We start from the raw sequence: 16,657 nt of genomic DNA, 5'->3' as shown, positions 1-16,657 counted from the left end.
AAAAAGTATTTAATTAAATCTTTTTTGCACCAAATTTGCACCTGAAATCATTCATTAGGAAGGTTTCTTTTATATGACATCTAGCAGTATTCATCTTGCACTATTTCTAGTAACTTATCTCTTCTATTAAATTCTGGATTTTCTAAAACCAATTCATGTAGTTTTTTTAAAATATCACCTATTTTAGGGCCTGGCTTAAAACCTAACTCCATTAAATCATACCCATTTATTTCTAAGTCAGCTATACTTAATACTTCATCACTTTCCAATATTTCTTTAACTAGCTTTTTATTATATTCAACATCACTTATAGCACTAGAATATTTACTTCCTTTAATATCAGCTATATGTAAATCAAATAAATCATCTATATTATCTGTTCCTACTCGATTTATAAATCTTTTAGCTTCAGCATGGCTTGAAAATCTATTTCTGTGCATATGTTCTTTAATTAAAATACTTACATTATTTATAGTTTTATTATCATATTTTAAACTTCTAAGTATATCTTCAGCCATTTGTGCTCCAACTTTTGGATGATTATAAAAATGACCAATATTATTTTCATCAATACTAAAAGTAACTGGTTTAGCTACATCATGTAAAAGAGCACCTAATCTAATATTTAACTTTTTAGGACTATGCTCTAATACTTCTAAAGTATGGCTAAAAACATCCTTATCATGATAGGGAGAATGTTGGTTGAAACCATATGAGTCTATTAACTCTGGTATAACATATTGCAAAAGCTCTAAACTAAATAATTGCTTAACACCATTAGCAGGATAATCTGAGAGCAAAATTTTTGAAAGCTCATCCCGAATCCTTTCGCTTGAAACATTATTAATTAAATGTGCATTTTTAAAAATACTTACTTTACTCTGCTCATCTTGCTTAAAATTTAATTCACATCCAAAACGAACAAATCGCATCATTCTAAGGGGATCTTCTTTTATCCTATCTACAGGGTCAAAATTAAACTTTATAATTATATTAAACAAATCATTTTTCCCATCACAAAAATCATAAATCTCACCATTAATATCCATAGCCAGTGAATTTATAGTAAAATCACGTTTTAATAAATTACTTTTTAACAGTTTATTAATATCCAAATTACTTTCACCACTATTAATAGAAGTAACCTCACAAGCATAGTTGCCATTAACAACTGTCAAAGTACCATGTTTTTCACCAGTACTTATAACCTTAGTAAATAGCCGCTTAATTTCATCTATTGTAGCAGTAGTAACTATATCAAAATCCTTAGGCTTTTTGTTAAGTAGGTAATCCCTTACACAACCCCCTACCAAAAAGCAATGGTTTCCAAAACTGTTAAGCTTATTAATTATAAAGTGTATTTCATCTGGTATATAAATCATTTTGCGTCACCCAGCTCATTTTTTGAAATCTTCTAATTTTTCATATTATATCAAATTTATAAATGGTTATTAGGACAAATCTATTACAATGTTTAATAAAAAATATCCACTTATTAGTAAGAATTTACTATTTTTAAGAGGTTATTGGCATATTATGGCGTATACAATTAATTATTAGATTTAATTAATTAAATGAAGTATTAATTATATTATTGTAATACATTTGTCATAGTTAAAAGAATAATTGGGTTTTATTATATAAACATAGTTATAATTTTTTCTTAAATAAGGGGGTGGGAAATAGAACCTAGGCTTTAAATAGCAATAAGTTTTCTTATCTTATGCTAAGTTGGATATATAAGATAAAAATTATATATCCTGATTAATATTTGATTATAATTTATAAAAAAACTTTAAGGGAGATGAGTATATGCAAACATATAAAATCTGCCATTAAAAGGGAAGGGACATAAAACAAGTTATTACCAAGGTTGATACAAATGACATATTAGAGGAATCTAACTTAGTTCAATTCCTCATTAAAGGATATGTAAAAATTGAATTTACAAAGGGAGATGTTTATGAAAAATAATAAATTAAACGTTTTATCAATCATGATATTAATAATAATATTCATGGTGTCAGGATGCTCTTGCTCTGATAATGGGCAGAAGAAAGAAGAAAATGAAACCAGTCATGAAAGCCAGATAGATTTTATAGAGTCATTGACAGCAGAGGATTTTAAAAATAAATGCTTAAGCAAACTGTTTGCTATAGAAAATGATGAAATTATGCCTGGTTTTACCTTAGAAGACTATGAAAGGTTTAAAGATTACCCAAAGTATAAAGATATTAATAATGATCCATTTCAGGAAGACGATGGCATTCATAGAAGTTATACAGTAATTGGTCGTGATATAGGCGACGGTGACTACCGCTCTTCATATGAATTAATGTCAGAAGATTTTATTGAAACTGGTAGGTTGTGCTTTTTCGGGAAAGAAGTAGCTGAAGAATACTATGAGGAACATTTAAATATATGTAACGCATCTTTTGTGAGTGTTACTCATTTAGTTTATAATAATGCAAAAAATCAAAATGCTGTTCAAGGTATAATTTATTTAAAACCTGAAAAAGAAAACGATCTTGGATTAAAACCAAATAAAGTATATAAAAGAGACATAGAGATTAGTTTTACAGAAAACGTTAGTTGTCTTGAAACTAATCAAACAGGACCCATGATTCATAGAGTAGTAGGTTTAGAAGAAGAGTTTACTTTAACTCCATATAAGGAACTTCCTGATATTATTGCCAGGTAGCCTACAGCATACATGATAGAGTTGCTGAACATGGTTCTGTATATTAAAAACATTTAGCTAACGAATGGAGGTTTATATGCCCTACTTAGACATTGTTTCTTACATCGGTTCAATTACTAGCATCATTGCATTTATACCAGTTTTATATGCTTTATGGCTACTAATAACTGTTACTAAGAAAAGAAAACAAGAGCTAGAAAGGATAAGGAGAGAGCCAGGACAAAGACCAGTATTTTTAATAGTAGATGCTTTAGTAGATCAAGATATTCAAGCACAAGTAGAAAATTACATTGCTAATCAACCTGAATTTGAACAGTTTAAAAGAAACGGTACAATTCCAAAAGACATGATTATATATTATAGCCATAATTATGAAATCAATAATAGTAATATTGATAAAATAGTTAAGGATATTAGAAAATCAAAAAGCCAGATACAAAAAAAAGGTGTAGATAAAATACATTTGTTTATGGCAGGTCCTATAATGTTAGCAGCAGTAATTGGTGCAGAACTTAGTAATATGACATCAACTCTGATATACCAAAACACTCCCAATAAAGGTTATGAATGTTGGGGACCTATGCAAAGACCAAATTAAATCTATTATTTAATAGGAGACTATTATGACAAGTAAAAAATATTTATCAATGATTATATTAATCAGTGACCAAACAATTCCTAATTTATTAAGTGTTATGCACTATAGACCAAACACTATCTATTTTATTCATAGTAAAGAAGAACGAATGATCAAACTCAAAAATGACCTAAAAACTACTATTTCTGAAGAAATCGATGAAGTTAAATTTATCGAAAAAAAACTACAAACTTTAGATCCAACTTCTAGTTATAATACTTGTTTGGAGATATTAAAAAATGAAAACCAAAAAACTATTATAAATGTTACTGGTGGCACAAAACTCATGTCTTTTGGAGCATTTCAAGCAGGTTTTGAAATGGATGCCCACATTATTTATGTAAATACAGATAACAACTGTTTTTTAAATATGAGAACAGGTGATATAGATGGATATTTACCAAAGCTAAGTATCCATCACTTTATTAGACTTAGAGGAAAAGCTTATGATGAAACATTAAATAATTTCTTAAAAGAAAAAAGACCACATTTAGAGCAAATTATTAATGACATTGTAAACATGAATGATAAATGGAAAGATTTTTGCAAATATTTTAATAAAGAAGATAATTACAATAAAACAGAACTCCTTATTCCTTCAATATATACATCAATTATATTTTTACTTAGTAAAGTTAACTTTATAAAAACAAACAAATTAAACATAAACTCTGATCATATTGAATGTATTATTAATAAAGATGTTAGGCATTGGTTTTTTAAACCTTACATGCCATCATTAATATACTCCTTTTATAAATTAATGAATCACAAAAATATAGATGATATTGGTATCAATAATTATTCTGAATTATATATAAGTACAAATTCTCAATTAAATATAATTCGCTATGCTAATGATTATAAAGCTACAACTGAATATTTAAATTCTATAGAAAATGAAGCCCGAAATATAGCTGGTATCTTTACTAACAAAACTCTAGTGATGGATAGTGATATAAGTAGAAAAGATAAATTTCAAAAAAGAGCTAGCCGTATGGGAATTAATATACTTAAAGCCAATATTGTAAATAAATATCCTGAAAAAATAATAGAAAAAGTTTTATTACCTGAAACACCTTCGAGGCAAGGTGTAGAATGTATGGTTTTACTAATAAGTGACCAAATAATACCTAATTATTTAGCTGTTTTAAAATTTAAACCCCGCAATATTTATTTTATATTTACAGAAGAATTTCGTTTTATAAAACTAATGGAGAACCTAAGCGATACTATAAAAAATAAATTACCAAATACAAACATTTATATTCGGGTAACTGATTCATTTGATGCAACAGTTAGTTATAAAATAAGCAAAGAAATCATAAATGAATATGGTAATAACAATACTATAATTAATGCAACCACTGGCACTAAACCTATGTCTTTTGGTGTATTACAAGCTGGGGTAGAAAAGAACTCTCATATTATATATGTTGATACACAAAATGGAGTAATTCTAAACACTGGTCAAACTGATTTACATTTCCTAGATGGAAATGATTTATTACCAAAACTAATTATAGATGATTATATCAAGCTATGTAGAGTAAAAATAAAATCAGAAGAAACAACAGAAGTATTAAAACATGAAAAAACATTAAGAGAATATGTGGACTTAGTTTTTAAATATATTGAAAGTTGGAGAGCAATATTCTCACGTATAAATAATCCCGAATTATTATCTAGAATCGATAATAAACTGTTATCAGGATTAAAAAAATTAGGTATTGTTAATAAATATGAAATTAAAGATAATAAAAAACCAGAACTTGAAGAAACAAATAGTTTTAGTAATTACAAAAGCATACTAAAAAAAGAGGGAACTCCCCTTGAATTATATACATACTTCACTGTTAAAGACTTTCCTGAAGTTGATGATATAAAGGTAAGTTTATCTTTTGATTGGAGTTTATCTGATATAGATCCACCCAATAATGAACTAGATGTAGTATTAAGCTGTAATTCTCGCCTAACAATTATTTCATGTAAAATTGGGAACTGGCAACTAAATGCATTAGAAGAGTTAGAAGTTTATGGGGACCTTTTAGGTGGTACTTTTGTAAACAAAATCTTAGTATACTACAATGAACCTAAGAATAATTTTACTGATCTCAAAGAAACAGCAATTGCTATGAGGATTAAATTAATTAAGTATTCTGATATTAAGCATGATTACAATATATTAAAAAAAGCTATATTATAATTTTATAATTTAAACAGTATTTATTATAAACTGCCTATTGATATATCAACAGGTAGTTTTTTTACGCAAATTATTATATTGTAATACTTCTGTCCTGTTTTAAAAATCCTATTAACTTTAAAATAACTATGCAAATAACTTATTTTAAACAGGAGGGAGTGAAAATTATTTTATTAGTTAGTAGAATACTGTTATTAATTGTAGCAATATTTAGTTATTTTTGGGGTAATAGAGATAAATATAAATCATATAAAAAAAGTAGCTATTTAGAGAGTATTGGATATATTTTTTTCATAATTGGTACATTAGCAGGAATAGCAAGTGTGATGCTTGATGTAACTAGACATTGTGAGCTCATATTTACTTTATCAATAACCATAGGATTTTTATTGATATATATATATTTACTTCAAGAAAAAGGGGTCTTAATAAAAAAGTTATCATATGATTCACTTACTAAGATATACACTCGAGATAAGGCATTAAAAATACTACAAAATATGAAAAAACATAACAGTAAAGAAAACTGCAACTTAAGTATAATGTTTTTAGACCTAGATCAATTTAAATTATATAACGATATGTTTGGTCATTTACAAGGAGATTTAATTCTATATGAAGTAGCTAAATATCTAAAATACCATTGTCGTAAAAATGATATCATTGCCCGGTATGGTGGAGATGAATTTATTATAATTTTACCTAATACATCAAGTGATGAAGCGTTAAAAATCAAACATAGGTTGCAAAATAACATAACGAATTATAATTGGCCACACGATATTGATTTGAGTTTGAGTATTGGTATATCTGCATATCCTGATGATAGTGTTGATATAGAAAAATTATTACAACTAGCTGATAAAAGAATGTATTTAGATAAACAAAAGATTAACTAAAAATACAAGGATTGTTACCAAGCTTTGTTTAATAACTAATAACAAAGCTTGGTTGTTTTTGGAAATATCTACTTAAACAATACCCTTTTAAAAGAACGAGTAATCACACAAGATAGATGGGGGAGAAATATATAGAGAATGAAAATTATTTGGATTATAAAATAATAATTAATGGATTTAGAGAGATAAAACCATTAATTAGAAGCTTTGGGCACAGAGCAGAAGTTATAGCTCCTTTTAAACTTATGAAATGAAATAAAAGAAGAATTTAAGGAAATGATATATTTATTAAATTACTAATAATAATTGTCGTCGACCTCCAGTAGTGTAAAAAAACCCGGGGGTCGACGACAAATAAAAATCTTATAATATAGGGCTTTACAAAGAAAAAGATAAATATTAGAATAAATTAACATGGAAAAGCAAAAAAGCTAAAACCATGTATTTTTCTACCCTTCAGTGGGTTTTTAGCGTACCTATAAGGAATTGAAACCTTCTTCAATAAACCAAACACTCTTTTGACTTAAGTGTTTTTAGCGTACCTATAAGGAATTGAAACATAAGAGGGTATATTCATATCCTCTTATTTTATTTGGTTTTTAGCGTACCTATAAGGAATTGAAACTCACCCATACAGGACAACCCTTACAGACTAGGACTATGTTTTTAGCGTACCTATAAGGAATTGAAACGGAACTTCTTATATGTCGGCACAACCATACCTGCGGTTTTTAGCGTACCTATAAGGAATTGAAACTATTTTCTGGAAAAGGGTGACATATTGAAGTTAGGTTTTTAGCGTACCTATAAGGAATTGAAACCACTCATGGCATTTGTAATTGTCTTTGATGTACTCCTTGTTTTTAGCGTACCTATAAGGAATTGAAACCCAATCGGACTAACTATCCTCGCTATAATGATCGGTGGTTTTTAGCGTACCTATAAGGAATTGAAACCTTTTTCTTTATCAACTCAGGGTCCATGTAGAACCCATGTTTTTAGCGTACCTATAAGGAATTGACCTCTATTAAGTTATTTTTAATAGAGGTTTTTTACTTTTCTGACTATCGTAATACTTTTGGACCTATAAAACTTAGTCCTATGATTATATACTCATATTTACAAAACACTGGCAGGATTTAGGGGTTTATTGTAGAATGGTGGAAATAATAACCAAAAAAAGTGGGTGAAAGTATGTGCCATTACCTAATTGGCGAAAAAAGGGAAGGGTTATATGTATGCCAGTAGAAAAATTTAAACTAGAAAAAGAGCTAATACGATTCCTATATTTATTTAGGGGAGGATTCAATAGAAAACAATTAGCTGATAGATTAGGAATATCTATTGATATGGTAGACAAAGCAATGTATCAAATAAGTGATGCAAAAAAAATGGATGAGGAAATAGCCATAGACATTAGAAATAGAGAAGTTTTTAAGGGGATATATAATGATTACTATAAAAATAGTCCTGTTTTTGTTCTTAGCCAGCTTTTTTGTTTGAAAAGTATAAAAGAAAAAGAAAAAAGCCGATATGAAGAAATAATAAAAATTCTCAATCATGAAAAATTAACGCTTAATAATATTTTAGATTTATTAAGCGAAAAAGATGAAATAGACGAAAAAACACTACGTCGATATATAAAATATTTAATAGACTTAAAAGTTATATCCACTAGTAAAAATAATCGGAGATTAGTCTATTCATTAAATAATGACTTAATTGATAACCTAAGTGAAGATGAAATAGTACATTTGTGCGATTACATATACTTTTGTATTCATTACTTGCCTTTTTCAGTATTAGGATATATGTTATTAAATAATTTAGATAGTTATTTATCAAATAAGCACAGTATCAAATATTCGCCTGTAGCATTACATCGATACTTTATGTTAAGCCGAATATTAGATGAAGACTGCTCTCATATACTAAGTCAGGCAATAAGCGAAAGGAAAAATACTATTGTATCCTATTTTCCATCACATATGCCAATAGCTTATTGTAGTAGTAGCAGTAACCAGAATAATAGAAAATATAAAAAATATAATTTATATCCCTTAAAATTGATCTTTGATTGTAGTTATGGTAGATGGTACTTATTAGCACAAAACAAATCTACAGGTGAAATGCAAAGACTGCGATTAGATCGAATACATGATATAGAAATAGGTGAAAACACAATAGATGAAAGCGAGTTTTTATCACTACAAAATACTATAGATAATGACTTGACTAATAGTTGGATTTTAGAAACAGGATTAAACTGTGAAATACATATTCGTTTTTATCATGATGACATCAAAGGGAATAATAACTTTTTAAAAGAACGAGTTATAACTCAAGGCCGATGGGGAGAAATATATAATGAAAATGAAGGTTATTTTGATTATAAAATAACAGTTAATGGGTTTAGAGAAATAAAACCATGGATAAGAAGCTTTGGACATAGAGCAGAAGTCATAGCCCCTTCTAAACTGCGACAGGAGATAAAAGAAGAATTTAAGGAAATGATATATTTATTAAATAACTAATAATAAATGTCGTCGACCTACAGTGATGTAAAAAACCCCGGAGGTCGACGACAAATAAAAATCTTGTAATATAGGGCTTTACAAAGAAAAAGATAAATATTAGAATAAATTAACATGGAAAAGCAAAAATGCTAAAACCATGTATTTTTCTACCCTTCAGTGGGTTTTTAGCGTACCTATAAGGAATTGAAACCCGAAATCCTCAAAGACTTCGAACACCCATTCATTATCAGTTTTTAGCGTACCTATAAGGAATTGAAACTGAAATCAACATGATCTTCTTGTGCGTGCTCGTTAATGTTTTTAGCGTACCTATAAGGAATTGAAACTCCCGTTGTCTGGATCATAGAAATCTATAAACCCTTTGAGTTTTTAGCGTACCTATAAGGAATTGAAACTTGGCTATATCCAACACAGGGAAGTCTGAAGGCCTGTTTTTAGCGTACCTATAAGGAATTGACCTCTATTAAAAATATTTTAATAGAGGTTTTTTTATATTTCTGACTATCGTAATACTTTTGACCTATAAAACTTAGTCCTAAGATTATATACTCATATTTATAAAACAATGGCAGGATTTAGGGTGTATTTTGTAGAAACTTGGAAATATTAACCAAGGTAAAGAGGGTGATTTTTTGAGAATAAGTATCGAATTTAATTCTAAGCGTGACATTATATTACCTTTGCATTATAACTATTTTTTACAGGCATACCTTTACAACAATTTAAGTGATAAAGACTATAGTGCTTTTATCCATGAAAAAGGATATGAATTAGAACAGAAAAAATTTAAGCTTTTTACATTTTCACGTCTAATGGGGACATTTAGGATTAATCCCGAAAAAGGCATTATTAGTTTTAAATCACCAGTAAAATTAATTGTTTCTTCCGCAGTAGAGCAATTTATAACTGATTTAGCTGAAACTTTAATGCGTAAAGATGATAGTTGGTTAGGAAATAACCTATTAGAGGTAAGCACTATAAATGTACATCGTACACCACAATTTTCAGCAGAAAAAAAAGTGAAAATGATTTCACCAATGGTAGCTTACACAACTCTTAACAATGAAAACAACAAAAAAACTGAATATTATTCACCATGGAATCAGCAAGGTGTTGAAATAATAAGACAAAACCTTATAAACAAATATAAAGCTATAAATGGTGTAGAGCCAGAAGATAAAAACTTTAATATTATTCCTAATGGCAATCAAGAAAAAAAGTTTAAAAAGATTATAACGTATAAAAACACAGTAATAATAGGCTATGATGGATTATTTAAACTAACAGGTAATCCAGAACTAATACAACTATCTTACTCTACAGGATTAGGCTCCAAAAACTCACAAGGATTTGGATGTTGGGAAGAGATTAATTAAGAGAAAAAAATACTATTAGTCAGGAGGTGAAAGCTATATTATTTCAAAACTTCATTAGAATAGGCGACTACATTAAAAAATCGACTATACCAAATGTTAAAATTTTAGAACTAATAACTGATAATGCTAGTCCTAATGCTAGAAATTTTTTAACAAATCTAATAATCATAGAAATTGATAAAAGGTCTACTAATTCTAAAGTTAGTATATGGCCTAAAAAAGAATGTGGTAACTATACTAAAGGAACCAAAAATAAAGAGGTTTTTATGCCCGATATAGAACAATCACTTTCTTTTCCTTTTATCATACCTAGTGGAGGAAATCCATTACATGCTCAGGGAAGATATGCAGTTCCAAACTACCTAATATATGAAACTCATTTTAAAAACTTTATAGAAGACAAAACACATATAGAATCATTTCTTAATGGTCGTTTAAAAAAAACCATATCTTTAGAATTAGACAATGACGTGGTAGAGACTATAGCTAAAAAACTACAAGAGAGTTTAATAGGTATTAATGGCTTTTTAGATAAAAAACAACTTGGACTAATGGCAATTATATATATTGACAATGAAGATAGCCCTTATCGTTATTCTGAAACCTCACAATGTGCTAATAATGAGGTGCTGATAGGAGAAAGTGCTACAGATGAAAATATCTACATAATAGCAGACACAGCTAAAATTCTGGATAAATTCTGGGACTCAAAATTTACCGAAGGTAGGGAAGGTGGATTTAAAGAAAAAGGAATATGCACAATCTGTGATAAAAAAAATGAAGTAGTTTCGGCATATAACAAAGCACTTTACTGGATACCTACAACTTGGGAGGCTCCATTAAGCTATGGTAATGAAAAAAGCTTAATTAATAGTATGGCACTTTGTCAGGAATGTTATTCTAGTTTGAGTATAGGAGCAAACATTTTTGCCAAACTAGCGCATTTAGTAGATAAGAACTTAACTAAAGAGCTTTTTGCTCCTGTAGCAAAAGTAAAACATGGCAAAAAATCTGATATTGCGGATATATATGGGAGCATATTAGCCCTACCTTTACTAGATAAACAAATAAATGATAATGATGAAATACATGATTGGATTACAGCATTACAGGTTTCTATGGATAGCTCTATTAACACCCCAAATAAAAACATAGCAGTAAAACATTTAGACAATATCACTGGTTTTGTATCTAGAATACCCGAACAATGTTTAAACGAGGAGTGGAGACTATATCTTATCTACTTTTCGGGTGAACCTGGAAAACTAAATATCCATCTAAGAGCCATTATAGAAGATATTATGCCTACTACAATAGAAAGCATTGGTTCTATAATTGACGAAATCAGAGAAAATATGGAAGAAAACATGTTAAAGTACACTTTATTAAGTGAAAATGGTGTGCTTTATAAAAAGCAACAAATATCTAGTCTGCCATATTTAATATCAACAGCTTATGGAGCAGCTTATCTATGGTCAATAATGGAAAAAATGCTTAAAAAACTCCCGGTAGATGATAAAATGTTTTTTCGTCATACAGCATTAAAAATGACAGAAGAAGCAAGTAGGTTACCAACCTCTATATTTAATTTACAAAAAGAAGCCATAGACTATTTTAGTATCTACACTCTATTAAATCGTTATAATAAAGAAATTTCAAAGAAGCAAGGGGGGATATTAGAAGTGAAAAACATTAATGAATTAATAAAATTAAGTTTTGATACTCCAGTTGAAGAAATGGATTTTACTACTATAGATGAATTAGGGTTTGCTGCAGGTCAAATAGTACAAAGATTTTCTAGCATATATTATATGCAAAACCACGAAAAAGACTTTATACAACATAGGGTATTAAACTACGGTAGTAGTTTAACTCCTGAAGCCATTAGAACAAAAGCACTAGGCAAGATGGAGGAATATGTTGCTAGATTAAATCTTGAGGTTAGTAATGATTTACTCAAAAGAGCCGCAGTTATATCTATGAATTACCCTGATTTTGAAAATGAAATAAAAAAAGACAAAGATCGTTTTATGTGTGCATTTTGGGCAGGTTATTCAATGGGGCGAAAAAAGAAAGGAAACCAAGATAATAAGGAGGTAAACGGTGATGATAAATAGTGGTGAAATACTTTTTGTAAAAAGTGTAAAAGATGGCATACCTAATCGTGACCCTTTAAATGACTCTAATGCTAGGAGGATATTTGGGGAAGAAGATGGCAGAATATCTTTATCTGATGTAAGCATAAAAAGAGACATAAGAGACTATGTAGCTGCTAAATATCCTGATGGAGGAAAAACTAATTATATATTTGTTAGAGAAGAAAGAACTCCAGAAGGAAAACTTTTAGGTAGATCAAGTCTAGCCGAAGAAATTAAAAAAAAGTCTGAACATAAAAGTGCCAAAATGCAAGAAGTATTAACAGATAACGCATTTGATGTTAGAACATTTGGGATTGTATATAGTGTTAAAAAAGAAACCTTTAAACTAACTGGACCAGTTCAATTTGGCTGGGCACACTCTATGCATCCAGTAGAAAGTCAATATATACAAGGCACAGTAGTAATGCCATCTAGTGACATAAAAAATACCGCTGAAGGAGCAGAAACAAAAGAAGTAGGTCAAGGTACTATCTGGACAAGTTATATCGTGCCTTTTGCTGTATTTGCAGTACCAGCAATAATAAATGCTAATATAGCTAAGGAAAGCAAAATGAAACCTGAGGATGTAGATTTATTGCTAGAAGGTTTATGGAATGGCACAAAACATAGACAGGCTAGAGGTCGAGGAATACAACAACCATTATTCCTATTACACATAGAATATAATGATCCTATGTTTAGAATCGGATACCTAGAGGAAGGTGTAAAACTAGTACATAATACCGATGAAAAAACTCCCAATAGTTTAGAAGATATATGCTTAGATTTACAGGTATTAGAACAAACCATAAAATCCAATATAGATAAAATAAAAAATGTAAGATACTGGATAGACAATAGGATAAAAACCATAGGTAATATAGAAGGAACATTACAAAAACCATGGTAGGCTATTTGAATGGGGTGAAAAAGTGGAAATATTAGTTTTTGATTTAAAAAGTAGTATAGCTCATTTTAGAATGCCAGATACCATGAATACCCATGCTACTTACCCCTTTATACCTCCAACTACTGTAAGAGGATTAGCAGGCTCAATAATAGGTTTACCAGATTATTATGGAAAAGCTCAAGTTGGTATAAGGGTTATGAGTCCAGTTCGTAAAAGTGTGCAACAGCTTTCTATGTTAGGTAAAGGTTGGATGGGCAGTGGTGACTTTAATCGTCCCACCAGTATAGAGTTATTAGTAGAACCATACTATAGAATTTACTGGTATGGTGAGCATTTAGATAAACTAAAGCACTATTTACAAAACTCTTGGAGTCATTATCAGACATATTTAGGAAGTGCCTTTGCTCTATGCTTTCCTAAATATGTAGGAACCTACAATGCTGAGGAATTGAAAAGTCATGTAAATGACAAAATTAATTGTGCAACTGTCATTCCTATAAATGCTATAGAAAAACTATATCCAAATGAAAATATGCAATATGCAAGGGTAGGAGGGTTACATTACGAATACTTAGGTAATAGAACATTTGGGAAAACCTGTAGTGTTATATATGAAACCTCTGGCAAAGATATTTCCTTTAAAAAAAATAATAAAATAGAAGATTATAAGTTTTGTCAATTAGATAATGGAGAAATTGTATGCCTATGGTAATAAAATTTGAAGATTGTCTAGCTAGACCAGATATAAATGGAGAAAAACAACTATTAACCACCCACTTAGAAGTAGTAGCACAAGCATGGGGAAATCAAGCAAATTCTTATGAAGAACAATTATATTTCTTAGGTGGATTATGTCACGACTTAGGTAAGGCTAGAACAGAATGGCAAAATAAACTAACAGCAAACAAAAGACCAATACATTCAGTATTAGGTGCTATAATATTTACTTTTTATGCCCATGAACTATACCAGCAATGGGAAAAAGATTTACTAGCAGATAAAAACGAACGTACTATTGCCAAAACTACAATTTTAAAAATAAGTAGAGATATATGTGACCATCATGGAAAACTAGAAGATATTATAGCAGAATCTCCATATGAACAATTTTTAAGTAAAGATATTATTTTTATTGATATTGATTTAATAGGATTACACCATTTTATTAGCAAATATTACCCTAGCTTAAATGAAAAAGCACCTAGTAATGAAATATTGTTAAAGAATAAAAAAGCTTTTTCAAAACAATGGGCTAAGTGGCAAGCCTTAGAAATGAGTAATATTATTAACAAAAAAGCTAAAATAGAAAATACTAATGAAAACTATATAGCTAGGCTGTTATGTCTAAGAGACAAAACAGCCTCATTTATAAGTGCTGATCGATTTCATGCTGCACAAATAGATGAAGTAAAAATAGATAAAAACCAGGTGAAAAGCGCAATAGAGCATATTGGAAAATACTGTGAATTATCTGCTGAAGAACTAATAAAAAAAGACAAAGCAAGCACAATAATTGAAAAAAGATTACAGGCACAAAAAGAAGCCTTAGAGATTTATCGCAATAACTCAAATAACGATATTTATACACTAGTATTACCTACTGGGTTAGGAAAAACTATAACAGCAACTCGTATAGCTATGGAATCATGTTTAATAAATGAGAAGAGTCGTATAATTTACACTGCACCATATTTATCTATATTATCCCAAGCATCATTAGAAATTAGTCAAGCTACACAAATAGATGTAATGCAACATCATCATTTAGCATTTATGTCTGAAGAAATACATGAAGATAAAGATATTATTACATTAGAATCATGGCAATCAGAAATAGTATGTACTAGTTTTAATCAGCTTTTTCGTGCATTTTTTCCTAAAAGAGCTCAAGAACTTATACGCTTACCAGCTTTGCAAAATGCCTTTATTATAATTGATGAACCACAAATAATAAATTCAGCAGTGTGGAATCTCTTTTTAGCCCAATTAGAAATTGCCTGCAAACGATATAATTGTAAAGTTTTGTTTATATCAGCTACTCTTCCACCATTTGAATATGGATTACAAAATACACCTTATAAAATAGAAACTTCTGTTACAGTACCTGCAAGATACATTGTTTCATATAATGATTTAATTCATTCCGAAAGAGAAATAACACAAAAAATACATACCGAAGAATCTCAAAGTATATGTGTAGTAATGAATACTATAAAAGATGCATGTGAGGTATTTATTAATTGCAAAGATACTATTATGGCTGAACAAAAAAACCATATCAGTTTAAACAATATTTTAGGAAATGAAGAAATAGATGCGGTATCTACCAAAAGTGAGATAATTATTTTTAACCTTAATGGACTAATGACACCAATACACAAGGCTTTTATAATTGCTTTTATAGATTACAGCTTAAAATTACTAAACAAAAAAATTATCGTTATATCAACTCAAATACTAGAAGCTGGAGTAGATTTAAGTTTTACTAAAGGAATAAGACCCATAGCTATTTATCCTTCACACGTTCAATTTGCCGGACGAATAAATCGCCATATGTTACAAGAAAAAGGTACATTAGAAATAATAAACTATCTGCAAAATGGTAAAGAAGATTCTCGCAAATGGGTATATAACTCAGTAGTTGAAAGAGAAGAAACAGATAGACTAATACATAAATGTAAAGATTGGGAAGAAGAAGAATTTCTACAGCACCTAAATGACTACTATAAAAACACCTTTAAAAGAAATGATAATAAAGCAATATTAAATCTACTACCAAAGGCAGCAAGAGGAGAGTGGAGCTTACTAGCAGGTCAACAACCATTTGGTGAAAACTATACCAAACATAGCTTATTTATAGCTCGTCCAACCAAACAAGAGCTTATTGTCTTGAAAAATTTTTATGAAAATAAACCTGAAAAAATAATGATGAAAAACTCTACTAACATAGAAAAAACATTAAATATAATGGAAATTTTTAATCTGAATGAAGTAGATGAAATATATGATTTTTACAGTGATCGCGAAAAATATAACCAATTGTCCCATAATGAACGAAAACTATTTATGGCCTTAATGCAGCAATTTATTGTTGCAGTAACTCCTAAAATACTACTTTCTTTAAGCGTAAGCAACAAAGACCTACCTATACATTTATTAATAGATAAAGACTTATACTCATGGGAAACAGGACTAGCCCATCACCTAGGAAAAGAGGATTATGAGCTATATTTTTAACTTAGTAAAGAGGTGA

At 29.3% G+C, this 16,657-nt stretch carries 11 protein-coding genes and 2 CRISPR repeat arrays; of the genes, 10 read left to right on the top strand and 1 reads right to left on the bottom strand.

Annotated features, from left to right (window positions below):
* Positions 1–80: 80 nt before the first annotated feature.
* Complete coding sequence (locus SYNTR_RS05945) at positions 81–1,382, bottom strand: CCA tRNA nucleotidyltransferase (protein WP_156203664.1); 1,302 nt, start codon at positions 1,380–1,382, stop codon at positions 81–83.
* Between the two features lie 581 nt (positions 1,383–1,963).
* On the opposite strand from SYNTR_RS05945, the gene SYNTR_RS05940 reads away from it, so the two are divergent.
* The 10 genes from SYNTR_RS05940 to SYNTR_RS05895 all read left to right on the top strand — a co-directional run bounded on the left by SYNTR_RS05940 (position 1,964) and on the right by SYNTR_RS05895 (position 16,641).
* Positions 1,964–2,701, top strand: a complete 738-nt coding sequence (locus SYNTR_RS05940; protein WP_156203663.1) for a hypothetical protein — start codon at positions 1,964–1,966, stop codon at positions 2,699–2,701.
* A gap of 76 nt (positions 2,702–2,777) precedes the next feature.
* Positions 2,778–3,299, top strand: a complete 522-nt coding sequence (locus SYNTR_RS05935; RefSeq protein WP_197079037.1) for an SAVED domain-containing protein — start codon at positions 2,778–2,780, stop codon at positions 3,297–3,299.
* A 25-nt stretch (positions 3,300–3,324) separates the two neighbouring features.
* Entirely contained in the window at positions 3,325–5,544 is a 2,220-nt protein-coding gene (locus SYNTR_RS05930) for a Card1-like endonuclease domain-containing protein (RefSeq protein WP_156203661.1), read from the top strand.
* A 158-nt stretch (positions 5,545–5,702) separates the two neighbouring features.
* Entirely contained in the window at positions 5,703–6,443 is a 741-nt protein-coding gene (locus SYNTR_RS05925; protein WP_197079036.1) for a GGDEF domain-containing protein, read from the top strand.
* Positions 6,444–6,906: 463 nt separating this feature from the next.
* Positions 6,907–7,467: direct repeats of the CRISPR family, unit length 30 nt; unit sequence GTTTTTAGCGTACCTATAAGGAATTGAAAC.
* A 172-nt stretch (positions 7,468–7,639) separates the two neighbouring features.
* A complete protein-coding gene (locus SYNTR_RS05920; RefSeq protein WP_156203659.1) occupies positions 7,640–8,977 on the top strand; it encodes a helix-turn-helix transcriptional regulator in 1,338 nt (445 codons plus the stop codon).
* A 163-nt stretch (positions 8,978–9,140) separates the two neighbouring features.
* A CRISPR array of direct repeats spans positions 9,141–9,440; the repeat unit is 30 nt; unit sequence GTTTTTAGCGTACCTATAAGGAATTGAAAC.
* A gap of 172 nt (positions 9,441–9,612) precedes the next feature.
* Positions 9,613–10,356 carry a CRISPR-associated endoribonuclease Cas6 gene (cas6, locus tag SYNTR_RS05915; protein ID WP_156203658.1) on the top strand — a complete coding sequence of 248 codons (744 nt, stop codon included), beginning with the start codon at positions 9,613–9,615 and terminating at the stop codon, positions 10,354–10,356.
* A 26-nt stretch (positions 10,357–10,382) separates the two neighbouring features.
* Entirely contained in the window at positions 10,383–12,473 is a 2,091-nt protein-coding gene (locus tag SYNTR_RS05910) for a hypothetical protein (protein WP_156203657.1), read from the top strand.
* Complete coding sequence (locus SYNTR_RS05905) at positions 12,463–13,404, top strand: CRISPR-associated protein (protein ID WP_197079235.1); 942 nt, start codon at positions 12,463–12,465, stop codon at positions 13,402–13,404. Before SYNTR_RS05910 ends, SYNTR_RS05905 begins: the two co-directional genes overlap by 11 nt.
* A 22-nt stretch (positions 13,405–13,426) precedes the next feature.
* Positions 13,427–14,116: a CRISPR-associated protein Cas5 gene (gene cas5 / locus SYNTR_RS05900; RefSeq protein ID WP_156203656.1), complete on the top strand. Its 690-nt coding sequence runs from the start codon at positions 13,427–13,429 to the stop codon at positions 14,114–14,116.
* Complete coding sequence (locus tag SYNTR_RS05895; RefSeq protein WP_156203655.1) at positions 14,104–16,641, top strand: CRISPR-associated helicase/endonuclease Cas3; 2,538 nt, start codon at positions 14,104–14,106, stop codon at positions 16,639–16,641. Before cas5 ends, SYNTR_RS05895 begins: the two co-directional genes overlap by 13 nt.
* Positions 16,642–16,657 lie beyond the last annotated feature (16 nt).

Source organism: Candidatus Syntrophocurvum alkaliphilum, from assembly GCF_009734445.1.
GTDB lineage: Bacteria > Bacillota > Syntrophomonadia > Syntrophomonadales > Syntrophomonadaceae > Syntrophocurvum > Syntrophocurvum alkaliphilum.
Note: the sequence above shows the minus strand (reverse complement) of the source record. Positions and strands in the feature narration are given on the sequence as shown.